25 protein-coding genes and 1 pseudogene are annotated in these 24,094 nt (G+C 35.1%); 15 read left to right on the top strand and 11 right to left on the bottom strand.

From position 1 onward, the window contains the following. Window position 1: 1 nt before the first annotated feature. The 3 genes from FLS47_RS17730 to FLS47_RS17720 are packed head-to-tail and all read right to left on the bottom strand — an operon-like array spanning window position 2 to window position 3,462. Window positions 2–577 (bottom strand): precorrin-2 dehydrogenase/sirohydrochlorin ferrochelatase family protein, encoded by a 576-nt coding sequence (locus FLS47_RS17730; protein ID WP_149915657.1) that lies wholly within the window; start codon window positions 575–577, stop codon window positions 2–4. Next, a complete protein-coding gene (cobA, locus tag FLS47_RS17725; RefSeq protein WP_149915656.1) occupies window positions 578–1,345 on the bottom strand; it encodes a uroporphyrinogen-III C-methyltransferase in 768 nt (255 codons plus the stop codon). A gap of 11 nt (window positions 1,346–1,356) precedes the next feature. Next, entirely contained in the window at window positions 1,357–3,462 is a 2,106-nt protein-coding gene (locus tag FLS47_RS17720) for a HEPN domain-containing protein (protein WP_149915655.1), read from the bottom strand. 165 nt (window positions 3,463–3,627) lie between these two features. Between FLS47_RS17720 and FLS47_RS17715 the strand changes: the two genes are divergently transcribed. From FLS47_RS17715 to FLS47_RS17700, 4 genes are read left to right on the top strand one after another with little or no spacing between them, the layout of a single operon-like run. After that, window positions 3,628–4,599: a PstS family phosphate ABC transporter substrate-binding protein gene (locus FLS47_RS17715; RefSeq protein ID WP_149915654.1), complete on the top strand. Its 972-nt coding sequence runs from the start codon at window positions 3,628–3,630 to the stop codon at window positions 4,597–4,599. After that, entirely contained in the window at window positions 4,599–5,486 is an 888-nt protein-coding gene (pstC, locus tag FLS47_RS17710) for a phosphate ABC transporter permease subunit PstC (RefSeq protein WP_223225416.1), read from the top strand. The genes FLS47_RS17715 and pstC overlap by 1 nt, the downstream gene beginning before the upstream one ends. Then, window positions 5,486–6,340, top strand: coding sequence for a PstA family ABC transporter permease (locus FLS47_RS17705; protein WP_149915652.1), 855 nt, complete (start codon window positions 5,486–5,488; stop codon window positions 6,338–6,340). Before pstC ends, FLS47_RS17705 begins: the two co-directional genes overlap by 1 nt. After that, window positions 6,295–7,104 (top strand): phosphate ABC transporter ATP-binding protein, encoded by an 810-nt coding sequence (locus FLS47_RS17700; RefSeq protein WP_149915651.1) that lies wholly within the window; start codon window positions 6,295–6,297, stop codon window positions 7,102–7,104. The genes FLS47_RS17705 and FLS47_RS17700 overlap by 46 nt, the downstream gene beginning before the upstream one ends. 153 nt (window positions 7,105–7,257) lie before the next feature. Here FLS47_RS17700 and FLS47_RS17695 read toward each other — a convergent pair whose 3' ends face one another. From FLS47_RS17695 to FLS47_RS17680, 4 genes are all read right to left on the bottom strand, one after another. After that, on the bottom strand, window positions 7,258–7,548 hold the full coding sequence (locus tag FLS47_RS17695) for a hypothetical protein (protein WP_149915650.1): 291 nt from the start codon (window positions 7,546–7,548) through the stop codon (window positions 7,258–7,260). A 433-nt stretch (window positions 7,549–7,981) separates the two neighbouring features. Continuing rightward, window positions 7,982–8,815 (bottom strand): orotidine-5'-phosphate decarboxylase, encoded by an 834-nt coding sequence (pyrF, locus tag FLS47_RS17690; RefSeq protein ID WP_149915649.1) that lies wholly within the window; start codon window positions 8,813–8,815, stop codon window positions 7,982–7,984. A gap of 6 nt (window positions 8,816–8,821) precedes the next feature. Further along, window positions 8,822–9,427: a TlpA family protein disulfide reductase gene (locus FLS47_RS17685; protein ID WP_149915648.1), complete on the bottom strand. Its 606-nt coding sequence runs from the start codon at window positions 9,425–9,427 to the stop codon at window positions 8,822–8,824. Window positions 9,428–9,443: 16 nt separating this feature from the next. Next, window positions 9,444–10,187: an RluA family pseudouridine synthase gene (locus FLS47_RS17680; protein WP_149915647.1), complete on the bottom strand. Its 744-nt coding sequence runs from the start codon at window positions 10,185–10,187 to the stop codon at window positions 9,444–9,446. Window positions 10,188–10,298: 111 nt separating this feature from the next. On the opposite strand from FLS47_RS17680, the gene panB reads away from it, so the two are divergent. The 8 genes and pseudogenes from panB (at window position 10,299) to FLS47_RS18705 (ending at window position 15,930) form a co-directional block, all read left to right on the top strand. Then, window positions 10,299–11,114: a 3-methyl-2-oxobutanoate hydroxymethyltransferase gene (gene panB / locus FLS47_RS17675; RefSeq protein WP_149915646.1), complete on the top strand. Its 816-nt coding sequence runs from the start codon at window positions 10,299–10,301 to the stop codon at window positions 11,112–11,114. 9 nt (window positions 11,115–11,123) lie between these two features. Continuing rightward, window positions 11,124–11,726, top strand: coding sequence for a hypothetical protein (locus tag FLS47_RS17670; RefSeq protein ID WP_149915645.1), 603 nt, complete (start codon window positions 11,124–11,126; stop codon window positions 11,724–11,726). A gap of 50 nt (window positions 11,727–11,776) precedes the next feature. After that, on the top strand, window positions 11,777–12,808 hold the full coding sequence (locus FLS47_RS17665; protein ID WP_149915644.1) for a L,D-transpeptidase: 1,032 nt from the start codon (window positions 11,777–11,779) through the stop codon (window positions 12,806–12,808). Between the two features lie 87 nt (window positions 12,809–12,895). Next, entirely contained in the window at window positions 12,896–13,693 is a 798-nt protein-coding gene (locus tag FLS47_RS17660) for a murein L,D-transpeptidase catalytic domain family protein (RefSeq protein ID WP_149915643.1), read from the top strand. A gap of 277 nt (window positions 13,694–13,970) precedes the next feature. Then, window positions 13,971–14,357 (top strand): hypothetical protein, encoded by a 387-nt coding sequence (locus tag FLS47_RS18720; protein ID WP_223225415.1) that lies wholly within the window; start codon window positions 13,971–13,973, stop codon window positions 14,355–14,357. After that, the gene (locus FLS47_RS18715) at window positions 14,326–14,700 is read left to right on the top strand and encodes a glycoside hydrolase family 36 N-terminal domain-containing protein (protein WP_262713898.1); all 375 of its coding nucleotides are present in this window, start codon (window positions 14,326–14,328) and stop codon (window positions 14,698–14,700) included. The genes FLS47_RS18720 and FLS47_RS18715 overlap by 32 nt, the downstream gene beginning before the upstream one ends. Continuing rightward, window positions 14,607–15,728 (top strand): annotated as a pseudogene (locus FLS47_RS18710) (alpha-galactosidase). Before FLS47_RS18715 ends, FLS47_RS18710 begins: the two are co-directional and overlap by 94 nt. Window position 15,729: 1 nt before the next feature. Then, the gene (locus FLS47_RS18705) at window positions 15,730–15,930 is read left to right on the top strand and encodes a GH36 C-terminal domain-containing protein (protein ID WP_223225413.1); all 201 of its coding nucleotides are present in this window, start codon (window positions 15,730–15,732) and stop codon (window positions 15,928–15,930) included. A 60-nt stretch (window positions 15,931–15,990) separates the two neighbouring features. On the opposite strand, the gene FLS47_RS17650 is transcribed toward FLS47_RS18705, so the two are convergent. From FLS47_RS17650 to FLS47_RS17640, 3 genes are read right to left on the bottom strand one after another with little or no spacing between them, the layout of a single operon-like run. Next, the gene (locus FLS47_RS17650; RefSeq protein WP_149915642.1) at window positions 15,991–16,884 is read right to left on the bottom strand and encodes an aldo/keto reductase; all 894 of its coding nucleotides are present in this window, start codon (window positions 16,882–16,884) and stop codon (window positions 15,991–15,993) included. Window positions 16,885–16,887: 3 nt separating this feature from the next. Then, complete coding sequence (locus FLS47_RS17645) at window positions 16,888–17,616, bottom strand: FKBP-type peptidyl-prolyl cis-trans isomerase (RefSeq protein WP_149915641.1); 729 nt, start codon at window positions 17,614–17,616, stop codon at window positions 16,888–16,890. Beyond that, window positions 17,613–18,599 (bottom strand): glycosyltransferase family protein, encoded by a 987-nt coding sequence (locus FLS47_RS17640; protein WP_149915640.1) that lies wholly within the window; start codon window positions 18,597–18,599, stop codon window positions 17,613–17,615. The genes FLS47_RS17645 and FLS47_RS17640 overlap by 4 nt, the downstream gene beginning before the upstream one ends. A 118-nt stretch (window positions 18,600–18,717) precedes the next feature. Here FLS47_RS17640 and FLS47_RS18700 point away from each other — a divergent pair, with 118 nt between their 5' ends. Together FLS47_RS18700 and FLS47_RS18695 are read left to right on the top strand one after the other, a co-directional pair. Beyond that, the gene (locus tag FLS47_RS18700) at window positions 18,718–19,251 is read left to right on the top strand and encodes a phospholipase C/P1 nuclease family protein (protein ID WP_223225412.1); all 534 of its coding nucleotides are present in this window, start codon (window positions 18,718–18,720) and stop codon (window positions 19,249–19,251) included. Further along, the gene (locus tag FLS47_RS18695; protein ID WP_223225411.1) at window positions 19,238–19,651 is read left to right on the top strand and encodes a phospholipase C/P1 nuclease family protein; all 414 of its coding nucleotides are present in this window, start codon (window positions 19,238–19,240) and stop codon (window positions 19,649–19,651) included. The genes FLS47_RS18700 and FLS47_RS18695 overlap by 14 nt, the downstream gene beginning before the upstream one ends. A gap of 1 nt (window position 19,652) precedes the next feature. Here FLS47_RS18695 and FLS47_RS17630 read toward each other — a convergent pair whose 3' ends face one another. Then, window positions 19,653–23,264, bottom strand: a complete 3,612-nt coding sequence (locus FLS47_RS17630) for a DUF7507 domain-containing protein (protein WP_149915639.1) — start codon at window positions 23,262–23,264, stop codon at window positions 19,653–19,655. A gap of 128 nt (window positions 23,265–23,392) precedes the next feature. Here FLS47_RS17630 and FLS47_RS17625 point away from each other — a divergent pair, with 128 nt between their 5' ends. Continuing rightward, on the top strand, window positions 23,393–24,016 hold the full coding sequence (locus tag FLS47_RS17625; protein WP_149915638.1) for a 7-carboxy-7-deazaguanine synthase QueE: 624 nt from the start codon (window positions 23,393–23,395) through the stop codon (window positions 24,014–24,016). The last annotated feature ends 78 nt before the right edge of the window (window positions 24,017–24,094 follow it).

Genomic DNA, 24,094 nt, shown 5'->3' with positions numbered 1-24,094 from the left:
CCTATTTCTTACTTACTATATCTTGTGTATGTGCATTTAACTGCTTAATCTTATGTTCCAAATCACCACGCAATTGATTTCTATATTCTTGCAACAACTCCAGTGTTTCGTCAATTTCTTCGGGCAATATTTCATTAAAAAATTCTTTTAATCGTTTTGCCATTGTCGGTGATTTACCATTTGTCGAAATACCAATTTTTAAGTTTCCTTTTTGGACGATAGATCCTAAGTAGAAATCACATAATTCTGGCTTATCCGCTACATTCAACAGAATATGGCGTTTTGTAGTAAATTCACGAATTTGCTTATTTAATTCAGGATTGTTACTCGCTACTACAACCAAATCTTTTCCATCCAAATCCGACTCTTGAAAGCTACGTCGCTCTAATTGAATTGTTTCTTTATCCGCAATGAATTCAAAAACTTCAGGGATAATTTGCTCCGCAACAATCTTTACTTTCGCTAAAGGAGAACTACGAAATATAGCTTGCAATTTCTCCAAACCAACAGGTCCAGCCCCAACTAAGAGGGTTTGAATCTGGTTCATTTTAACGAAAATGGGAAACAGCGTATTCATTTAAGCTTCTAAATGTTGAATCTCTTGTTTTAACTTTTGAAAAGATTGATGCTTGGCAACTACTTCACCCAAAACAATTATTGCAGGCACACCTAAGAGATTTTTATGAACTTGTTCCATAATCGTATCTATCGTACCAATTGCTAAACGCTCATTTTCTAGCGAACCATTTTGAATCAACGCTATTGGTAAATTACCTCTACCATTTTCTTGATATAATTCAATGATTTTTTGCAACTTAGAATAGCCCATCAAAACTACTACTGTAGCATTAGTTTTAACAGCATGGCGCAAATCTTCCGACAAAAGTCCATCTGAAGTTGAACCTGTTATCACCCAAAAACTCTCACTAATTCCACGATAAGTTAACGGAATTTGTTGCAAACCAGTCAAACCTACCGAAGAAGAAATCCCAGGTACTACAGCAGTTGGAATATCAAAGTGACGAATATAATCTAACTCCTCACCACCACGTCCAAATACAAATGGATCTCCACCTTTCAACCTTACGACATGACCATGCGTCAATGCGTAATCAACTAATAATTTATTGATATAATCTTGTGAAGTAGACATTCGTTCAGCACGTTTACCTACATAAATCTTCGTACAAGATTCTTTTGCATAATCTAATAATTCTTCATTTACCAAAGCATCGTACAGAATCACATCAGCTTCTTTGATGGCTTTAATACCTTTTAATGTAATCAAATCGGGGTCACCTGGACCAGCACCGACTAGTGTTACAAATGGTTTTACTTCACTCATTCTACCTCTCCTTAACTGTTTACTACGCGTAATGACTCTCTACGTTCTGCAGCTTCATAATAGAAAGCTGTTGCTTGCTTGATGAATACTTCAGCAAACTCTTTAGAAGGTTCATATTTATTTATTTGCAATACGCGCTCTGCGAATGATGTAGGGAAAGAAAATAGTCCTTCTTGCACATAACGTGCATCAAACTCATTGATAACTGCAGTCTGCGTACTTGCATTGACACCTTTATCCAATAATAGAGCTTTTGCTGTCCACACAAATGCACTGTAGGCATGGTAAATTGCATCCGCATATTGACTATTGTCAAAAGCTTTATTAGCCCATTCAATTTTTTCTTCTGATTCTAATAAAAGTGTAGCCACTAAATCGATAACCACACCAGCACATTCTCCTACACCGATAGCGGTTGCGAATGTACCTTCATGACCCCAATCAACAAATTCATCTGCCGTCAAGGTAGTCAAATCCGAAAGTGGTTTTAACAAGCGATAGAAATAGTCTTTTCCTTGACGATCATAATACGCATGAAAGTTTTCTTCCGCTAATCTATTTTGTTTGTAATCAACTAAAACCAAATCAACTACTTGCAACACACGCTTTGTTGGAACTTTGATAACACGCTCTGCGACACGCCCTTTACCATCACCAATTGTACCTCCACCTAACATAACTTGTGCTGCCGGAACTACTTTTCCTTCAGCTTTTACGGAGCTACCATGAAAACCAATATGTGCCAAACCATGTTGACCGCAAGAGTTCATACAGCCCGAAATTTTGATTTTCAAATCTTGCTCGTACACAAATTCCTCATGAAATTCATGGATATATTGCTCAATAACGCGCGCCATTTCGGTAGAATTTGAAATACCCAAATTACAGGTATCCGTACCAGGACATGTCGTTACGTCTGCTGTACTATCAAAACCAGCATTTGCTATGCCTAATTGTGTAAACAAATTAAACAAGTGTGGCAATGACTCCTCACGTACATATTTAAAAAGTAAATTTTGATTTTGTGTAATACGAATATCATCCGCAATGTGATCGCGGATTCCAGCAACTAGTTCTCTCGCTTTTGAAGTCGGAATATCACCAGTCAAAATTTTCACATACACACCAAAAAAACCTTTTTGTTTTTGTTCAAAAACATTAGTGGTGCGCCATACTTGATATTTTGCGGCATCAATTGGTTCTACAGGTGCCACTACCGACGTTGGCGCTGCAGGCTGCTGTATAGTTTCTCTGTTTACAACAACAGATTTATTTTTGATTGCTACTTTTTCTTCTTCAATCAAACGCAAGACTTCTTCCAACCCTAATTTTTGAACTAGGTATTTGAAACGCGCTTTATTACGGTTATTGCGTTCGCCATGACGATCAAATACACGTAAAGTCGCTTCCATGTAAGGAATAATTTGATCTTCTGTTAAGAAATCAAAGATTTCGTGCGCCAATAAAGGCTGTGAACCTAACCCGCCACCAAGCAATACTTTGAAACCTCTTACCTCTTCCCCATCTACAATTTTCACTTTCGGAATAAATCCAAAGTCATGTATATAAGAGAATGCTGTATCTCGGTCTGAACTAGAAAAGGAAATCTTAATTTTACGTCCCATTTCGGCACAAATCGGGTTTCGTAAGAAATATTCGAAAGTTTTATGCGCATATGGTGATACATCAAATGGCTCTAATGGATCGATTCCTGCCGTAGGCGATGCTGTCACATTACGAACAGTATTACCACATGCCTCACGCAGCGTAATATCATCTTCTGCTAATTTAGCCCACAATTCTGGTGTTTTATCTAAACTAACGTAGTGTATTTGTATATCTTGACGTGTAGTCAAGTGCAGATTTTTGGAAGCATATTCATCCGAAATATCTGCAATTTTTAATATTTGCTTAAAAGTAACTTTACCAAAAGGTAATTTAATACGCACCATTTGTACCCCCGGTTGGCGCTGTCCGTACACTCCTCTAGCCAATCGTAACGAACGAAACTTCTCATCTGGAATTTGTCCTTCCTGATAAGCTCTAATCTTACGCTCGAGTTCTATAATCTCTTGCTCTACAACTGGGTTTTCTAATTCTGTTCTAAAACTTTGCATGGTTTAAAGTAAGTAGCAATCCTCGTTTAAATCTCTTCTATCTGTTACTTTTTCAAATAACACGGTACAAAGGTAAAAAATAAAAGCTATAAAAGCTATATATTCTACCAATTTAGTATATATTTGTAGAAATATTTTATTTTATAATATTCGTAAATATAATTAATGAAATTAACAAAATCATTAACTAAAGTATTAATTCTTTCAATTATATGCAGTGCATGCGCACCTAAAGTCAAAGAGGGTTATGATGAAAAGAATGGATTTGTGGGTACAATCTCCATTTCTGGGGCTTTTGCATTATACCCGATTGTTGTATTATGGGGGGAAGATTTCAAAAAATTACATCCTAACGTACGTTTTAATATTTCTGCAGGTGGTGCAGGAAAAGGAATAGCCGATGTACTTACGAATATGACCGATATAGGTCTAGTGTCTCGTGATTTGCATCCACAAGAAGTCGAGAAAGGCGCTTACCCAATTTTCGTAGCTAAAGATGCTGTATTGGGGACTTTCAACTCAAGCCATCCCAACGCAAACTTAATCAAAGAAAGAGGTTTGACACAAGAAGAGTTAGAGAATGTCTTTATACATTCGAGATATAAAACTTGGAAAGCTATCGATAATAGATTTTCAGATTCTCCTCTAGGAGTTTATGTGCGCTCTGACGCGGCTGGAGCAGCAGAAACCTGGGCTAAATTTTTCGATAAAACCCAAGAAGATCTTAAAGGTGTAGGAATATTTGGTGATCCGGGCGTAGCACAGGCAATTAAAGATAGTCCAAATGCGATAGGTTTTAACAATATTAATTATGTATACGACCTTCAAACCAAGAAAACTACGTCTAATATTGAAGTGATCCCGATCGATCAAAACAATAATGGCAAAATTGATCCAGAAGAAAACTTCTATGCAGATCTCGATGAACTGACGGAAGCTGTTGCTTTGGGTAAATACCCTTCTCCTCCTACGCGCGAACTTCTATTTGTCATCAAGAATGATAATACTAGTAAACTAATAAAAGAATTCATTCGTTTCATTTTGGATAAAAATCAACAAGGCTATTTACTAGAAAATGGATATGTGCCGCTCACAGATCAACAACGCGCAAACGAATTAGATAAATTAAACAGATAATGAAACTTAGATTACTAAAAGATTCTATTGCCAAAAATCTGTCGCGGTCACTTTTAATCATATCATTATCTGTGGTCGTACTAATTGTTATGGGTTTAGCACTGAAAGCTTCTCCTTTACTTGACAGTGTGAATTTATTCTCTATCTTAACCGAAAAAGTATGGTCGCCGCAAAAAGGAAATTTCGGTTTCCTTCCTTTTATCATGGGCACATTGTGGGTTACCTTCATATCATTAATCATATCAGTTCCATTATGTATACTAGCTGCAACCTATTTGGTCGAGTACGCTTCTGATAGATTGCGCAAGTCCGTATTGCCATTAATGAATGTATTGGCAGCAATTCCTCCAGTACTTTATGGTGTATGGGGGGTATTGTTTGTTGTTCCATTAATTTCAGAATGGATTGCACCGATATTCAATGTAAGTACCACTGGTTATTCTGTTCTTGCAGGAGGCATTGTGTTGGCTGTAATGATATTTCCGATAATGATTAGTATTATGGTGGAAGTTTTAAAAACTATTCCTAATGAACTAAAAGCTGCATCTTTATCCTTAGGCGCAACGAAATGGGAAACGATCCAAAAAGTTGTATTGCGCAAGGCGAAACCTGGTATTATAGCCGCTATCGTGTTAGCAGTCTCACGTGCGTTCGGTGAAACGGTTGCCGTATTGATGGTTTGTGGTAATATACCTAAAGTACCTCAATCTTTATTTGATGCAGGTTATCCAATCCCCGCTTTGATTGCTAATAATTTTGGTGAAATGATGTCAATTCCATTGTATGACGCGGCATTAATGTTTGCAGCATTGCTACTATTTGTCATCATTTTTGGGTTTAACCTCATTTCAAAAATTATTTTAAATAGATTGGAGGAACACGCTTAATGTCAAATATTAACAGAAGATTAAGAAGCGAAAAAATCGCTAAGATATTGATGCAAATTTCGGGCATCAGTATTACAGGTTCTTTATTTCTAATCATTGGCATTATCCTACACAAAGGATTGCCCTATATCAGTTGGGAAATGATTTCTCAATCGCCACAAGGTGGATTTTACATTGGCAAAGGCGGTGGAATTTTTAATGCTATTTTGGGATCTTTATATCTTGCAGGACTTTCTACAGTTTTAGCTACAATCGTAGGTATCCCAATCGCATTGTACCTAAATATGTACGTTAAGAAAGGTTCATTTCTTGAAAAGTCTTCCAAATTATTATTCGACGTATTATTTGGTATCCCTTCTATTGTTTACGGAGCTATAGCTTTTAGTATTATGGTTTGGCTTGGTATACGCGCCTCTTTGTTGGGTGGTGTTATCACTATTACACTATTAACAATTCCTATCGTTGTACGGACACTAGATGAATTATTGAGAACTATTCCTATTGATTTAAAAAATGTAACCAAATCTTTGGGAGCTACCACTTGGGAAACTGCTAAAGTATTACTCAAATATATCAAACCAGGAATTTTTACAGCTATATTATTAGCATTTGGTAGAGCTATTGGCGATGTTGCAGGTGTACTATTAACAACAGGTTTTTCGGATAATCTACCAAAATACATTGATGAACCAGCAGCAACTTTACCATTAGCCATATTTTTTCAATTAAGTAGTCCTATTCCAGAAGTACAAGGTAGAGCCTACGCTTCCGCTTTAGTACTTACATTGATCATTCTTATTATTGTCATATGCACGCACATTCTAGCATCGAAACAAAAGAAACACAAAATATAGTCCTTCCCAATACACCACATATTCAAATCAAGGATTTGAATGTACATATCGAAGGAGCACATATATTAAAGAATATCAATCTTGATTTTCCCAATAATTCAATTACTTCTATTATTGGTCCATCGGGTTGTGGTAAAACTACATTACTGAAAACATTAAATCGTCTGATGGATGATTCCAAAGAAGTGAATGTTACAGGTTCGGTCTTGGTAAATGGTGAGGATATTTACGCGAAAGATGCTGAAGTCACGCATATTCGTAAGAAAATGGGATTACTTTCACAAAGACCATTCCCACTTCCTATGTCTATTTTTGAGAATGTAGCTTATGGCCCTAAAATTCATGGGGAGAAAAGCAAAAAGGTGTTGGAGCAAATTGTAGAGACTCAACTCCGAAATGTGGGACTTTGGGACGAAGTAAAAGATCGTCTTGATAGTTCGGCAACAGGATTATCAATTGGTCAGCAGCAACGTCTTTGCTTAGCACGTGGATTGGCTGTTCAGCCCGAAATAATACTTGGTGATGAGAGTACTTCAGCATTGGATCCTATATCCACACAAACTATTGAAAACCTATTAATCGATTTAAAGAAAGATTATACAATTGTATTGGTTACACATATACTTCGTCAAGCACGTCGCGTTTCAGACTATATAATATTCGTTTATAACGGTGAGGTAGTAGAATTTGGAAAAACCGAAGATGTATTGATGAATCCTCAAAATCCAATAACACAGCAATACGTCAAAGGATATATAAGTTAATAAAAGGTGCCAATCAAATTAAGATTGGCATCTTCATTTTAAATGTATTATAACTAATCATTAGAGATAATACGACTAATATCTCAAAAAGCGTTGGATATATCTATCAAAAAGACCATAATCTATTTTGACAGATAAAAATCTCGAATATAATTACGATGCAGACAGGAAAATTTCTTCGTCTCCAACAGCATTAACATTTTGAATACTATCAAAGGCCATTTCAATATTCTTACAAAGCTGCATTAATTTAATAATATTAACATCTGAAGAATTTTCAAATTGATCCATTTCAAAATCGTAATAATCACCTTCCTCAAATACATCCAAAATTTCTTTTAACTCACCATCTGAGGCAATGTTTACAATTTGTGTAAACAATTGATTCCTAATTTCGCCCAATAATTGCAATGATTCAATTACCCTGTTTCTGTAAGCTTCCATAAGCGTAAGTTTAAAGTTGCATTAATAATTAAATTACTACCACAACAATTTCTATTGTCAATAACATTAGGTAATAATTACAACACAAATAAACAACATAAATACATTTCAAAAGCTTACATAAACATTTTGCTAACTAATTGTAGTGATTCTTTTACAACGGTTATAGTTTATTTATTTTCCTAAAAAACAACACTTTACAAGAAAGAAAAGCTTATTCACATTAAATTATATAATTTTCACAAGTACTAGATTATTGAGCTTTAGTGGTCACAAACATATTAATCAATAAGAAACAAGTTTTTAGAAAAAAATGTGGTTTTCATCACATAATTAAAGTCAATTGTAACAAGAAAATATAAAAAAATATCTTATCTATAAGTAAGCCAACATTTTAGATGCTGGCTTACTAAATTTTTTATTATGTTTTTGATTAAATGACACCTGCAAGAATTAATTCCTTTTCCATTTCTTGTTGTAATTTAATAGCCTCTTCGCGTGCCTTTTCAGCATAATCCTTTCCTGAGGAAGCATAAATAATTCCGCGTGTACTGTTTACTAATAAACCGCAGTCCTTATTCATTCCATACTTACACACTTCGTGCAAGGAACCTCCTTGTGCACCAACACCAGGCACTAATAAAAAATGATCAGGCGCATGTTTACGTATCTCTAAGAAAGCTTCACCACGTGTCGCTCCTACCACGTACATAAGATTTTCTATACTACCCCAACAATTTACTTTATCTATCACTTCTTGAAAAAGTTGCTTTTCATTTGCATTAGTGAAATTTTGAAAATCTTTAGAACCTTCGTTTGAAGTTAAAGCCAACACAATAGCCCATTTTTCGTCGAAATCCAAAAACGGTGTAACCGAATCTTTCCCCATATAAGGTGCTATAGTAATCGAATCGAAGGACATTCCAGATTGCGCTTGATCGAAAAATGCTTGCGCGTACATTTTTGAAGTATTTCCAATATCACCACGTTTTGCATCAGCTATACTAAAACAATTCTTGGGAAGAATTTGCCATGTCTTTTGTAAAGAATGCCATCCTTGCACGCCATAGCTCTCGTAGAAAGCAATATTAGGTTTATAAGCCACACACAAGTCTTCTGTAGCCTCTATAATCACTTTATTGAATGTGAAAATAGGGTCTTCTTCCCCCAAAAGATGTTCAGGAATTTTTGTTATATCTGTATCAAGACCTACACAAAGGAATGAACGTTTCTCCTTGATCTGCTCGATAAGTTCTTGTCTGGTCATAAAATATTATTGATTTATTAGATTTTGAATAAAATCTTCAATTGATTTTGCACTGTAATCACGCATACCTTGCTCTCTTCCAGCTAATTCACCATTTTTATCTAAAATTACAGTTGTTGGTATAGCTCCCGAAAGCCACTCATTAGGTATGCTACTATTAGGATATACAATAGGTAGATTAAGTTTCTGTTGCTGCAAAAATTTGTTTGCCCCTTCTATATCGTTTTCAATTTCTACAAGCAAAAATTGAACCTTATCGTTTCCTTTGAATTTATTATATAACGTTTCAATGGAAGGCATTTCAGCTTTACAAGGCGGACACCAAGTCGCCCAAAAATTGATAAATAATACTTTACCTTTTAGCTCATCAACATTATATAGCTTTCCCGCTTCGTCTTTAAATGACACCCTTCCTAATGATTCAGAAGTCGATTGACTTGAATTATGTTCTGAAGCAGGTTTATCTACATTTTCCAATTTAGGCTTAAAAAAACCTAATTTCATTAACTGTTGCTGAATAAAAATGCGACTACTTGGCAATAATATAAGACCAAATAAAATAGCCCATATCACATAATTCCAAATCCGTCTTTTACTACGTTTATTTTCCATAGTTTAAATCTAAAACTTAAGAATCAAATTTCTCCAATTGTTTAAGTAAAGTAGCAAAATCTTTTGGATACTCAGCTTCGAATGCATAGTGCTTGCCATCGATAGTAAAATCAACTTTTTTGGAATGTAAAGCAAAACGTTTCATAATTGGTAATTCTTCTTGTTCTTTTCCCATTGTGAAACCACGTTTTTTGATTTGAGAAAGATAAACTGGCTTGCCACGGTACATCGCATCGCCAACAATGGCAGCATGCTGTGTCGCTAAGTGAATACGTATCTGGTGCATACGACCCGTGATGGGTTTACATTCCACTAAGGTGAAATGTTTAAAATAAGTCAAGCTATTAAAGATCGTCTCCGCGGGTTTACCATTTGCTCTATCAATAGAAACATTTTTATTTCCTTGATTCAAAATTGGTAAATCCACTTTTAAGTCATTAAAGACATGCGTACCTTGGATAATAGCATGATATATTTTATTGACACGACGTTTTTCAAACTCAATAGAAACCAAACGGTAGGTTTCAGGATTTTTGGCAATCAATAACACGCCCGAAGTATCTTTATCTAGTCGGTGACAAACTTGTGCGTCTGCATGATACTTTTTTGCTAAGCGCAAAATATTGATTTCACCACCCTCGCGTTGATCCAATGATGCAATAAATGGAGGTTTATTAATAACAATTAGATTGTCATCCTCGTGAATAATAAGTTCTGCGAACTTCGGAAATTTAAATAAACGGTTTTCGTTTTGCGTCATCTTGCAAAAATAACAAAACAATACGAGTATTTTGGATATTTGAGGTTTTTACAATATTATGAACGGATAGCTATTTTTATTTATAATTTTGCAACTAAACTAAGAGAGAACATGTCTGTACACAAACCCATAAAACGTATCACTACCTCTGCATTACGCGATATGAAGGCCAGAGGCGAAAAAATCAGTATGCTTACAAGCTATGATTATTCTATGGCGCGAGCATTGGATGAAGCAGGAGTTGACGTTATTTTGGTTGGTGATTCGGCTGCGAATGTGTTTGCTGGCTATGAAACGACACTTCCCATCACATTAGACCACATGATCTATCATGCCGCTGCTGTAGCGCGTGGCGCAAAAAGAGCGATGGTACTGGCTGATTTACCTTTTGGAGAATACCAAGGTTCTACCGAAAAAGCTTACGAAGCAGCTGTACGTATGATGAAAGAATCAGGAGCGCATGCACTGAAATTGGAAGGTGGTGAAGAGATTATTGACAATATCAAAAAGATTGTGAATGCAGGCATTCCAGTATGTGGACATTTGGGGTTAACACCTCAATCTATCTACAAGTTTGGAGATTTTGGTGTCCGCGCTAAAGAAGAAGCTGAAGCAGAACGTTTGAAAACTGATGCTCTAGCATTGCAAGAAGCTGGATGTTTTGCTATTGTTTTGGAAAAAATTCCAGCTAAATTAGCCGAAGAAGTTTCGAAGTCCTTGCAAATCCCAACAGTAGGAATCGGTGCAGGGAATGGTTGTGACGGTCAGGTATTAGTAGTCAATGATATGTTGGGTATGACAAAAGATTTTAAACCAAAATTTTTGCGTCAATACGCAAATCTATTTGACACAATAACCAATGCTACAGCGCAATATGTAGCGGATGTTAAATCAAAGGATTATCCAAACGAAAAAGAACAATATTAAAAATACTGGATGATAAAAATCATCATTATAGTTGCCCTTATTGCTATGCTCATCTTTTCAATTGTGCGTAAGCTAAATCTTTTTGGATCATGGAGTACGACTCAACGATTGTCCTCTCCTTCCGAAATTATTGAAATAAGTGCCCCTTTATCCATCTACAAATCTGCTGTAAAGAAAACACTTATTACTGTTGGCGTTGGTGTATTACTATTATTAATTACTATGGTATTGGCTAGTAAATTCAAAATTGCCTTAATCATGCTCCCTGTCAGTCTCTATTTGATTGGTCAATTTTTCATTTTGAACAATCATCTGAAAGCAAGTAAAAATCAACGCATGATTTACAACAGCCTAACACATGAAATTCAAGTTGAAGACAACAACAACAAGGTTCAGAATTTCAATTTATTAAACGACGTAAAAAGAGTTTCGGAAGTAAAATCTGTGCAAAAGAACAATGGTTTATTATTTGGCTATTACGTATTGCATACGCAAAAGGAAAACTACTTTATTCCTTATATAATCGCACAAAATCCGCAAACAAGGCCTTTCTTCGATAAGTTGCAATTATTTGATCGAGAGATTGAAACAAAATTATTCCCAATAATTTAATTTTAATATATTTGATTTAATCACTTACATTAAAATCAATTATACGCTATATGCGCTACATACTACTATTTGCATTTATCACCCAATTTATCATCTCTTGTAATTCTTCGAAAAAAGAGAAAACACCCGAAGAGATTGAAAAAGCTAAACAAGACAGTATTGAAAATGTACGCAAAGAGCAGGAAGAAGCCGAAAAAAAACGTGCAAGAACTGCTGCGGATATAAAACTCAAAAAAGAGCTGAAATACGACAAATACACACTCGAGGACAAATATGAATACAATGACACGTTCCGCGTTTTTCAATGGGAAAAGATCAAAGAAAAACTAGCTTATATCGAGAATTTTCAGCGTGAGCATAACCAATATGGATTGGTTTCAAATTACAAAAACAAACATGGCGAAGCACCTACAGTAGCAAATTTCAAACGAAATGCGTACAAAAGAGTGTCAGACACGTTGGGCACAGAACGTTATCAGTCTGCTCCCCTATACCAAGTTGGCGAAACTAAACTTCCATCGATTTATGGTCGTGATGGCTCATTAGTCAAAATTTTATCTAGCGATACGCTCAAAATGGTTCGTGTAAAAGGTTTAAGCAATTTTGAAGGTGAATGGGATATTCCAAAACGATATGTAAAAGCTTTAGGCGACACATTATCATTCAAACATATAGTGGTAATTGATGTTACCAATCAAAATATCTGTGCGTTGGATCATATTGATGACACATGGTACATCCGTAGCATGAATAAAGCAACCACTGGCAAGCATAATCCTCCATATGCAATGGAAACTCCTGTAGGAATGTTTTTGGTGCAAGAACAGAAAGCGAAGATGTTTTATTACAAGGATGGTACGACAAGTATTGAAGGATTTGCGCCTTGGGCATCACGTTTTACAAATGGAGCGTATATACATGGTGTCCCTGTTAATAATCCAAAAGGACAGATAATTGAGACTAGCTGGAGTCTAGGTACAGTGCCGCGTTCACATATGTGTGTTCGCAATGCTTCCTCACATTCAAAGTTTATTTATGACTGGGTGAAACCTTATTCTTCGTTAGTAATTGTCATAGATTAACCATAAGTTAAGGATTTAACATTTCTTAACACTTTTATAAATAATTGATAACGAATTTTGTACATCACGAAAGGATAAAGTGCGCTTATGAGAAAAACAAAAATTATTACTTTAGTAACAACCTGTATAGGACTTGTTACTATAATCAGTCAAACCGCAGCAACCTACCTTCAGCCGCAAGTAACGGCGAATATTCCAAATAAAATTGAAAAAGATTCCGCTTATGTAGATACGAGATCTGAATCTGAAATCTTATATGAGGAAATTGGTCTTGCCGGTAAATTAAAATTCGAAGCCTTCGATAAAGCGATGATAGGTTATGAAAATTTGGAATTTAAAAACAAAGATATTATCACGGTTATAGACTTTACACTGCCATCTACAGAAAAACGCATGCATGTCATCGACATGAAAAATAAGAAAGTACTGTATAATACAATTGTATCACACGGCCGAAATAGTGGCGAAAAATATGCTACTTCGTTTTCAAATAGTCACGGTTCGTTTCAAAGTTCTTTAGGATTTTATACGACAGAAAACACCTATATGGGTGGAAATGGCTATTCATTGGTGTTACACGGTTTGGAAAAAGGAATTAATGACCAAGCAAAACCAAGAGCGGTAGTGATACATGGTGCGGATTATTGCAGTCAATCTGTCATTAATGCCACAGGTAGATTAGGGAGAAGCTACGGTTGTCCTGCTCTGCCACGCGAAGTGAATAAACCTATCATTAATACAATAAAGAATGGAACTATGGTGTTTATTTATGCTGAAGATCCATCATATTTAGCCAGCTCAAAAATATTAAAGAAATCAACGAATACGCTATTGGCTCAAAGAGATGTTGTCAATGACATTGATAGCGCTTATTCTACTTATTAAATATCCGATCCCATAAAATTTATAATTGTTTTAATTGTCGCCAACATTTAGGTAAATGTTGGCGCTAATTTTTTTTGTGCTACCATCTATTTTTATCAGTACAACGAGTTATAAATTAATTTTGCATAACATTGCTAAAATTAATTTTAAGATTAAAAAGTGTTTTTATTATATTACAATTTTAGTAACAATAGCATTACACTTTGATTTATTTAATCTATAAGGTAAAATTATTACTGTTTTAGCAAGCCATTTTTATAATCAACATAACAACATTATGAGTAAACAAAAATCAACCAATCTAAATGCTTTTGTTTCAAAATTTGGATTTAGTCTTCTTCTGATCTTTACAATATCTTTCCATTCAAAAGGCCAAGATATTGTGATTGAAACGCAAAACTCTGCGCTAGTATTTCGTGTAAGTTCAGCCAAAACTTTACAACAAATATATTTGGGTGAAGCTTTATCCAATAAAGGAGATTATCAGCAATTGCCAAATACGGAAATTGACACATGGATAACAGGTGGAATGAACACCATTCGCGAGCCAGCTTTGCTGATAAAACAAGCAGACGGTAGTATTAGAAAATTAAGCTTCAGCAGCATTGCAATTGAATGCAGAAAAGTATTATTTGAAACACTTTTACGGCGATTGGATCAATGAAATGCGCAACGAAGAGGTTTTACTTCCACAAGGAATTCACCGAATAGAATCAAAATTAGAGACAAGAGCTACAAACTTTGATTTACCATCATTCTTATTATCTGTTGACAAACCCGCAACAGAAGATGAAGGAACTGTCATTGCAGATACTCTCGCTTGGTCAGGAAATTTCAAATCCTTCATGGTATCAACAACTATTCTTCTGCATATAATTTGGCCGCAGGCAAAGAATTTAAGACACCTTCATTCATCTATACCTTTACGACGAAAGGTAAAGGTCAAGCAAGTCGTAATTTATACAAATGGGCTTTGGACTACGGTATCTATAAAGGTCGTGAAATGAGAACAACATTGTTAAATAACTGGGAAGCTACCTATTTTGACTTTGATGAGAAAAAACTAGATCATATGTTTGGCGATGCTAAAAAACTTGGAGTTGATTTATTCTTGCTAGACGATGGATGGTTTGGTAACAAATATCCACGTAATAATGACCATACAAGTTTAGGTGACTGGGAACCAAACAAGGAAAAATTGCTAAATGGAATTGGACATCTCGTAAAATTAGCGCATGATAAAGGTGTGAAATTTGGTATCTGGGTTGAGCCAGAAATGATCAGTGCAAAAAGTGAGTTGTACGAAAAACACCCTGACTGGGTATTGAAACTTCCAAATCGTGATATTCATGAGCGTAGACAACAATTGGTATTAAATATGACTAATCCAAAAGTCCAAGATTACGTCTACAATGTATTGGATAAAATCATGCAAGATGGCAAGGACATCGCGTACATCAAGTGGGATTGTAATCGCTACATGACTAACCAACACTCACCTTACCTGAAGGATAATCAGAATAATCTTTTCGTAGACTATGTGAATGGTTTATACAGTGTTCTTTAGCGCTTCAGAGGCAAATATCCAGAATTAGAAATGATGTGGTGTAGCGGCGGTGGCGGTAGAGCAGAATACGGTGGTTTGAAGTACTTCCAAGAATTTTGGCCAAGTGATAATACAGATGGATTGCAGCGCGTGTACTTGCAATATTCGTACTCGTACTTTTTCCCTTTTGCAGCACAGTGTGCACACGTAACATCTTGGGGTAAACAGCCGATCAAATTCCGTACAGACGTAGCAATGAGCGGGAAATTAGGTTTTGATATCGAATTAGAGAAATTTAGCGGAGACGAATTAACTTATTACCAAGAAGCAGTAAAGAATTTCAACAGACTACAAACAGTGATTGGTCAGGGTGAAATTTATCGTTTAATATCTCCTTACAACAACAATTCTGCAGCATGGATGACTATTTCTGAGGATAAATCTAAAGCTGTATTGTTCCAATTACAACCTGAATATACTTTCTGGTGATGTGTTTAGCAAACTAGTCTTGAAAGGTTTGGATCCGAATAAAAAATACATCATTAAAGAAATCAATTTGATGCCAAATCAAAAACCTCAATTCAATAGAAATGAACAGACTTTCTCTGGGGATTATTTAATGAAAGTCGGATTAGATTGGTACTTGAGAGGTAGTATAAAAAGTTCGATCTTAGAAATTACGAGTAATTAAGAAACAAAAAAAAATATAAACAGAGCAGGCGAGATTCTTTAATCCCGCCTGCTCTGTTTATTATATATGCGCAGTATATTTAATTTTTGGAATATCCCATAAATCAAAATCGATTTGAAGATTTTCTAATTCTTGCACAGCTAGGATCAACTTGTCTAGGTGATGCTGAGTGCGAACACCGATCACAGCTGATGTGATTTTCTTGTAACGTAATAAATAGGAAAGTGCTATGGATTCCTTAGAAATATCTAATTGATTCGAAACGTCCTGAACGTTTTGAATAATATTAGCAACTTCAGTTTCGCTATGCTCTAAGTAGGATTTTGGGGACTTTCCAACTAATAAACCCTGTGCAAATGCACCTCTTGACAAAATTGAAATATTCTCATTTTCAAACTCCTTCAAATAAGGTTCTGGTCGAGTATCTAAAAGGCTATATTGCAACATATTAGAAACCATATTCGAATCTTTAGCAAATCGTAAAAACACATTTGGGCGAATAGATGAAATCCCATACACTCTTATCTTTCCACTCGAAACCAAATTTTCTAAAGTTTCTATAACCTCATCAAAATTATCTTCTATAGTTCCACCATGTATTTGATAAAGATCAACATAATCTGTCTGAAGCCTTGTCAGCGAGTCTTCGATAGCTTGATTGATATAATCTTTTGATACATCCCAAGTCCAGCCATATTTGTCCGCATTCCATTTATTCCCAACTTTGGTAGCTAAAACTACCTTATCTCGATTGCCCTTTAGGGCATTACCGAGCAGCTTTTCATTCTCACCAAAATCATATAAGTCAGCTGTATCGAAATAATTAATGCCCGAAGCAATGGCTTTATGAATTAAATATTCATTTTCGGACGTATTTGCAGCTTGTAAAGACATGCATCCAAAGCCTACTTCTGAAATTAAAATATCCGATTTACCTAACTTATTGTAGCGCATATATTATTTTATACCTAAAAGTTCAACCTCAAAGATTAGCACACTATAAGCTGGAATAGAACCTGTTGCACGTTCGCCATAAGCTAAATGATACGGCACATAAAACTTGTACTTAGAACCAACCTTCATCAACGGAATACCAATTTTCCAACCCTCAATCACACGATTCAAATTTAACGTCAATGATTCGTTACGGTCATAAGAACTATCAAACTGTGTCCCGTCGATCAATGTACCTTTGTAATGAACTTCCACTTCAGATTCTGAAGTAGGTTGCGGCCCCTCTCCTTCTTTCAAGACTTCATATTGTACACCTTCTGGAGTAGATTTGACTTCTGGTCTTTGTTTATTTTTAGCTAAAAATTCTTCACCTGGTTTCTTTAGCTCTGCATTCTTTCTTTCGTATATTTTGGTGAATTCCTTTTGAATCACATCCATATTTTGGTCTTCAGTCAACAACAATGAATCTCCTTTTAACGCAGAATTCAATCCTTTGAGGAAAACTTCAGATGTAATTTCAAATCCCGCATTTTTTAGATTTTTAGAAACATCTACACCCAAAGCATACGATAAAGAATCTTTCGTTGATTTTAAAGCAAAGGGTTGAACTGTGGTAGCAACAGATTTAGCCGTTTTATTTGTTGTGGAATTAGTTTTCTTTTTGGTTTGGGCATCTACATTATGGACGGCAGCACCAAAAAATAATAAGGCGTAAATAAATTTTAATTTCATGTATTTTTAGATATAATTGATTCTACAATTTGCATAGTATTGTTTGGATAATCCACTTTGACTTTATTCGTGCTGTTTAACCAAACCTCTATATCGTACTCATATTTCTTTTTTAAACTTTTAATTATTGGAATTCCAATATCTTCTAGTGCAGCGGCATTTAGATGTTGTTCGTATTGATTTTTCATTGGAATAGCCAGTACTTTTTTACCTAGATATAAGGCTTCCGCTGGTGTTTCAAATCCTGCTCCGCATAACACTCCTTCTGCTGAAGCCATACTTTTCACAAATGCATCGTTATCGATAGGCTGAATTTTCACATTCTTGACATGTAATGGTTTATTATTATGCTTCGAAAAAACTTCCCATTGCACATCTGAAAATTTGGTTAAATGCTTCAACAAATGCGCATCATCATAACTTGGCAAATAAACAGTGTAATGTCCCAAATTTGTAGGTTCTAATTTGCGGATTGGCTCACGAATGACTGGTGTAAAAATTGATTTATGGTATTGCTTAAAATGAAATCCATATGCTTGTGATACGGGCGCATAATTTTTCATAATGAATTTACCCATCATATCCGTCTCTTCGGGCTTTGGACTATTAGGATGCATTGCGCCTATCTGATGACTCAACCCTATACATGGAAGATCTTTTGTCTGACACGCCCAAGCTGTAATCGGTTCAAAGTCATTAATTACAAGGTCATAATCTTGCACAGGCACTTCATTTACTTCTTGCAAGAGCTTACGTACAGTCGAACTCATAAAAGTCTTCCATAAATCAACTCCGCCAGATTTCCCGAAGATAAAACTTAACCCATGAAGTCTATATTTGATATCAAAGGGCATACAAATATCCGCCTGAATACCACTCATAAGCACATCAACTGTACCAAACTGTTGCAGACAAGGAATAATATCCATAGCTCGGCACAAATGCCCGTTTCCTGTCCCCTGAATAGCATAAAGTATCTTCATGTATAGCAATATAATGTGAGTCGAAAATACATAATTTTATTAAATAAGGTCATAAATTCATATTAAACTACTTTTAATTAAAAATTTTTCATAAATTATAGTACATAATCCACTAATTATGAATCACTTTCATCTTTTATCGATAGGTATTATCCTACTGTTTTGTTCTTGGGGATTCAATCCGCATAAAAAAATCAATGAAACGGCCGTTTTTCTACTTCCAACAGAATTAGCTTCCTATTATAAAACACATATTAAACAAATAACTTCAAAGGCAGTTGATGCGGATAAAAGATGTTATGTTGATACAATCGAAGGCCCAAAGCATTATATTGATTTGGACAAATACGATCATATTGATAGCATTCCCATTCATTGGTCTAAGGCTAAAGAAAAACTAAATGAAAAGAAATTGCTTACTCAAGGTATTGTTCCTTGGCAAATTAATAGAACTTACTTGAATTTGGTGGAGGCGTTCAAAACCAAAAACAATAAAAGAATAGTTCAATTGAGTGCGGACTTAGGACATTATGTAGCAGATGCGCATGTGCCACTGCATACAACCAGTAATTACAATGGTCAACACCAATCAAATTGGTATTCATGTGCTCTGGGAAACACGTATTCCCGAAATGTATATGGGTCAGTATGATTTATTCATAGGTCCTGCGCAATACATTAAAGATCCAGTAGAATACGCGTGGAAAATTGTACGCGAAAGTAATGCGCTGGTTGACTCCATATTGCAGATAGAGAAAAATCTGTCCAACACATTTAAATCAACAGAAATAAGATCATATATCGAGCGCAACAATCAACTGATTCAAACCTATTCGGACAAATATGTCAAAGCTTACGATCTTGCGATGAACGGAATGGTACAGCGTCGGTTCAAATCTGCAATACATGCGGTATCATCGTTTTGGTATTCGGTATGGATTGATGCAGGACAACCAAAATTACCTTCTATTCAGGATAGTGGTGAATTAGAGGAATCATATCCAAATTTGGAGAATAAAAAACCTTTAGGACGTGAAGAATGGCATGAATAGTTTAATTCAACATTTCTCGTGTAATTAATAGCGATCCCTTCCGAATTATAGGTCGCTCTCCTATTTTGTTCAACTTTAAGATATAAAAATAAGTTCCATCACGCACAGTAGAATTTACCTCCCAATTATTTTGATAATTTGAATTTTGATAGATTAAATTTTTGAATCTATCAAAAACTTGCAACTCTACACTTTCGAATTGATATAATCCAATGATCTCAAAAAAATCATTTAAACCATCTCCATTAGGTGTAATTACATTAGGTATCAATATTCCAGAAATTTCAATTTTTACATTTGCGGGCTCGGACCAATTACCATTTTTATCCATTATCCGGTAAGTAAAATCATCTACTCCAGAAAATGTTTTATCAGACTCATAGCTGAACTCGCCTTTTCCCAGATAAACTAATGTGCCATTTGAAGGCTGGTTAATTACACTAATACTTTCTAAATCAAGTTCAGAATACGCTACATAATCATTTAAGGTTGGATTGATTTTTATTTTTGTATTATAGTTCTGAATGAAATAATCATTAACTGTAACGGGGATTGTCTTAATTATTTCAATATCTACACGAACAATCTCACTTGAGAGTATACTATTATCAATAATGCGATATGTAAAATAATCTGTTCCACTTTCGAGATTATTATGTTGTGTAAAATATATATCCACACCATTTATCGACAGACTGCCCATTGATGGTTGTTCTATAATCTCAATTCTCCCATTTTCCCAACCACTGCTACCCTTTTGATCGTTTGCAAGAATTTGGAGTGATGCATTTTGGCTTTGAAAGATTTCTATGTAGTCTGGCAAAGCTATTGGAGGTTTTGCAACTATAGTTATTGTTTTCTGGTTATCTAAAAATGTATTCCCAGAAGTATCTCTAAGAAGATTCGCATATTTTACATCTTTCGCCTCCACCACTGCAGAATTTTCTATATACCCTCTACTGATATCTGCACTTGTGATGTGATAGGGGAATTCGACAAAAATAGTTTTGTTACTAACTTGATTAGGTGAAACTGTGTGTGATGAAGTGAATAATAGATTATCAAATAACTTAATATCCTGAATACCAACATCCCCTTGATGTAGTATTTCAAAGCGATATATTATCGTATCATTTACTGTGAATTGATTATTTTCACCTGTACCACGATTTACAACAGATTTTTTTAATTGTATTACAGGAAGCTTATCAATATCAATTTTTGTACTGTCATCATTCGTATAGGTTGTACCAGAAATATCTTTGACATCAAAGTTTCTTGGATTTTTCCCTACAACGAAAGCTCTATTTATAATAAATTTTCTATTCACATCTTCATCTGTAATTGTATATGGAACAACGATATCGAACTCTTGACCAACAGCTAACACCACTTCATCTAAGGGTAAACGAGAAGGAGATAATAATGAATCCAGAATAACTAATTCAGAAATATTCACCTGACCGACATTACGAATTGTAAATTTATATTCTAATATCTCACCAGCTTCCTGAAATCCAAAACCATTGCTATCTACATGCCTTACCTCTTTTAGGAGTGAAATTTTCCCTCTTTCATTTATAGGTTCCAGCAAAAATACATCTGCGTTTGTCTTTGTATTATTACAGCCACTCGGAGCACATTCTTCACGTGCAGACTTAGGATCTAATTCTGCAATATTGTTAAGCGTTGCATCTGGATCAGTGTAACCTTTAGGTCTAACTACTCCTGCCTCTGCAAGTACATGACCATAAATATCATCAGGAACATTATTTGCGAAAGCGCTAATAAGAAATGTAGCTTCACAACCATTTTCTATATTTAGAGTCAGAGTTAAAGTATTGTTGAATTTATTTATTGAACCAATACTTGCACAATCATTAGTTTCCAAAGTGACATTTTCAATTTGGAAACCTAAAGGTAAACTGAATTCAAATTTACCATTAATAACATCTGAAGGTCCATTATTTCTTACTTTAGCTGTAAAATTAACCCTTTCATTCAGTTCAATGGTATCTTTATCTGCCAAAAGAGAGACAACTTCTAAATCAGCAACTTCTACTACTATTTCCTTTTCTGACAACTCTTCTACATGAACAGCATACGACCAAGTATTCATAGCCATATTATTGCCAAAACTATTTGAACCAGTAAATAGATTATTATTAGCACTTCCTGAAGACACAGTATATGTTCCCCAACGGTGTCCATTGACATTACTTAAAATCCCTTCCAGATTCACTATGGGATTAGAATGTTCAGCTATGTTATTACCACGAGGAATATTACTATCATCCCAATATATAATTGCTGGCTCTAGTAATCCATTATCTCTATTTAGCCTTTCTAACTTTAACCCATTAGGATTTGTTTCCATGTCAAAATAAGGAAAATGAACTTCTCCCTCAATAGATGAAATACTAACTTGAATAGTATAAGAACCACCTGGCACTAAATTTCCATCACCATCAATTCCAGGCCAAACAAATTTATTTTCTCCTATCTCTCCTTGTACTATTGATTCCCATGGAATGAAATTAATATTTTCATCGATACTCCTAACTATTACCTTATATCTTCCAGCATAATTAGTGTGAAATGAAATTTCACTTCCCTTTGTATTTATATTATTTTCGGTAGATTCTGAACTACCTACCTTAATATTTTTAACACTAGGAATCTGCACTTCGTTCAGCAACCAAGTTGATCCCAACGCACTATGACTATTTTGCGGCAAGTCTGCATTAGGCACGGTGTAAAATATTTTGTGCGTTACGAATTCATTTCCAATATCTTTTGAATTGGGATTATGAAGATGAGCATTGTATCCTTCTGTCGAGCTCTTATAACTTGGTGTATTATCTGAATTTAAAATCCCTGAATTATTAACAAAATAGGTAAACTTCAGTCCTATACTGCCATTTCCGTCCACCTTATAATAATAACCATCTTTTGTTAATACATAATTTACCCCAAAATAGGCGCGATTAATGTTTGCCATATTGTCGCCATGTATGTGTAGATTCAATACATTGACAAACACTCGACCACCTAACCACTCTGTGTCTGATTTGTTTCTCACAGAAACGTCCCAAGCAGCTATTACATTTTGATTATCGGGCTGAGTCCAATTATCATTTGCTCCTACGTTAGGAATAGCATTATTATTAGCTGTGCTATCTGGAGTTAAAAATTCAATCATCCATATTCCATCCTCTTGAGCTGTTATTTCAAAAGGTTGGTACCCTACTCGTGGTCCTGCTAATTCTGCTTGTCTATTTGTGAAGCCAGCAGATCCACTAATTTTTCCCAACACATCGTTTCCTGTTGAATATTGTCTTCCAGAAGGACTTACTATACGAATTGTTCCTCCTCTAACACCTTGTGCACTTGATGCCACAGCAAGTGTTTCATCCTTCTGTAGATAAGCAAAATGTCTTGCATGATTATAATAAATATGAGTTAATATACCACTTTGATAAGTTATACTTTCCATGAAAGCTCGCCCGCCCCTAACTCCATTGGGGTATAAGTCTTTTGAGCCATCTGCAAATACCTCTATACTGTGGACTAAGAATATAACATAGATAATAGCTCTTAGGAAGACGCTCATAATTACGATTGGCTAAAATCAAATATAACATTTTGACAATTAAATAACCAATGCACATCTACATTAGACACATATGGCCAATGACATAATAGCAAATAATCGTACCTTTGCACTCTAATAATTATAGAATGTCACATCAAGTTCCTGAAGACGGATCATTATTACCTCTAATGGAGGATTTTTACACTATTCAAGGTGAAGGATATCATACTGGAAAAGCTGCATATTTCATACGTCTTGGAGGTTGTGACGTAGGTTGCCACTGGTGTGATGTCAAGGAAAGTTGGGATGCTGATTTACATCCTCTTACTTCTGTTGAAACAATTGTAAATAATTCAAAAACTCATCCCTCAAAAACAGTTGTCATTACAGGTGGTGAGCCTTTAATCTATAATTTAGATTTGCTGACGAGACGTTTGAAAGAGGAAGGAATTGAAACTTTTATCGAAACCTCGGGAGCATATCCATTAAGCGGAGATTGGGATTGGATTTGTCTATCTCCAAAGAAATTTAAAGGTCCGAGACCAGAAGTTTTAGCAGCTGCTGGTGAATTGAAAGTTATTGTTTTTAACAAATCTGATTTCCTATGGGCTGAAGAGCATGCCGCATTAGCAGCACCAAATTGCAAGCTTTATTTACAACCTGAATGGTCAAAAGCAGCAGAGGTTACACCACTTATTATTGATTATGTAAAGGATAATCCAAAGTGGAATATTTCCTTACAAACCCACAAATATTTAAATATTCCTTAATAATAAAATAAGCGCGGATGAAAGATCATTCGCGCTTATTTTGTTATTATATATTTGCTTACTTTTTATAATATTTCA

The sequence above is a fragment of the Sphingobacterium cavernae genome (assembly GCF_008520265.1).
Lineage (GTDB): Bacteria > Bacteroidota > Bacteroidia > Sphingobacteriales > Sphingobacteriaceae > Sphingobacterium > Sphingobacterium cavernae.
Note: the sequence above shows the minus strand (reverse complement) of the source record. Positions and strands in the feature narration are given on the sequence as shown.

What these genes read in the sequence shown, in the direction of transcription:
- FLS47_RS17730 (WP_149915657.1), bottom strand. Translation starts at nt 577, where the DNA reads ATGAATACGCTGTTTCCCATTTTCGTTAAAATGAACCAGATTCAAACC.
- cobA (WP_149915656.1), bottom strand. Translation starts at nt 1,345, where the DNA reads ATGAGTGAAGTAAAACCATTTGTAACACTAGTCGGTGCTGGTCCAGGT.
- FLS47_RS17720 (WP_149915655.1), bottom strand. Translation starts at nt 3,462, where the DNA reads ATGCAAAGTTTTAGAACAGAATTAGAAAACCCAGTTGTAGAGCAAGAG.
- FLS47_RS17715 (WP_149915654.1), top strand. Translation starts at nt 3,628, where the DNA reads ATGAAATTAACAAAATCATTAACTAAAGTATTAATTCTTTCAATTATA.
- pstC (WP_223225416.1), top strand. Translation starts at nt 4,599, where the DNA reads ATGAAACTTAGATTACTAAAAGATTCTATTGCCAAAAATCTGTCGCGG.
- FLS47_RS17705 (WP_149915652.1), top strand. Translation starts at nt 5,486, where the DNA reads ATGTCAAATATTAACAGAAGATTAAGAAGCGAAAAAATCGCTAAGATA.
- FLS47_RS17700 (WP_149915651.1), top strand. Translation starts at nt 6,295, where the DNA reads ATGCACGCACATTCTAGCATCGAAACAAAAGAAACACAAAATATAGTC.
- FLS47_RS17695 (WP_149915650.1), bottom strand. Translation starts at nt 7,548, where the DNA reads ATGGAAGCTTACAGAAACAGGGTAATTGAATCATTGCAATTATTGGGC.
- pyrF (WP_149915649.1), bottom strand. Translation starts at nt 8,815, where the DNA reads ATGACCAGACAAGAACTTATCGAGCAGATCAAGGAGAAACGTTCATTC.
- FLS47_RS17685 (WP_149915648.1), bottom strand. Translation starts at nt 9,427, where the DNA reads ATGGAAAATAAACGTAGTAAAAGACGGATTTGGAATTATGTGATATGG.
- FLS47_RS17680 (WP_149915647.1), bottom strand. Translation starts at nt 10,187, where the DNA reads ATGACGCAAAACGAAAACCGTTTATTTAAATTTCCGAAGTTCGCAGAA.
- panB (WP_149915646.1), top strand. Translation starts at nt 10,299, where the DNA reads ATGTCTGTACACAAACCCATAAAACGTATCACTACCTCTGCATTACGC.
- FLS47_RS17670 (WP_149915645.1), top strand. Translation starts at nt 11,124, where the DNA reads ATGATAAAAATCATCATTATAGTTGCCCTTATTGCTATGCTCATCTTT.
- FLS47_RS17665 (WP_149915644.1), top strand. Translation starts at nt 11,777, where the DNA reads ATGCGCTACATACTACTATTTGCATTTATCACCCAATTTATCATCTCT.
- FLS47_RS17660 (WP_149915643.1), top strand. Translation starts at nt 12,896, where the DNA reads ATGAGAAAAACAAAAATTATTACTTTAGTAACAACCTGTATAGGACTT.
- FLS47_RS18720 (WP_223225415.1), top strand. Translation starts at nt 13,971, where the DNA reads ATGAGTAAACAAAAATCAACCAATCTAAATGCTTTTGTTTCAAAATTT.
- FLS47_RS17650 (WP_149915642.1), bottom strand. Translation starts at nt 16,884, where the DNA reads ATGCGCTACAATAAGTTAGGTAAATCGGATATTTTAATTTCAGAAGTA.
- FLS47_RS17645 (WP_149915641.1), bottom strand. Translation starts at nt 17,616, where the DNA reads ATGAAATTAAAATTTATTTACGCCTTATTATTTTTTGGTGCTGCCGTC.
- FLS47_RS17640 (WP_149915640.1), bottom strand. Translation starts at nt 18,599, where the DNA reads ATGAAGATACTTTATGCTATTCAGGGGACAGGAAACGGGCATTTGTGC.
- FLS47_RS18700 (WP_223225412.1), top strand. Translation starts at nt 18,718, where the DNA reads ATGAATCACTTTCATCTTTTATCGATAGGTATTATCCTACTGTTTTGT.
- FLS47_RS18695 (WP_223225411.1), top strand. Translation starts at nt 19,238, where the DNA reads ATGGGTCAGTATGATTTATTCATAGGTCCTGCGCAATACATTAAAGAT.
- FLS47_RS17630 (WP_149915639.1), bottom strand. Translation starts at nt 23,264, where the DNA reads ATGAGCGTCTTCCTAAGAGCTATTATCTATGTTATATTCTTAGTCCAC.
- FLS47_RS17625 (WP_149915638.1), top strand. Translation starts at nt 23,393, where the DNA reads ATGTCACATCAAGTTCCTGAAGACGGATCATTATTACCTCTAATGGAG.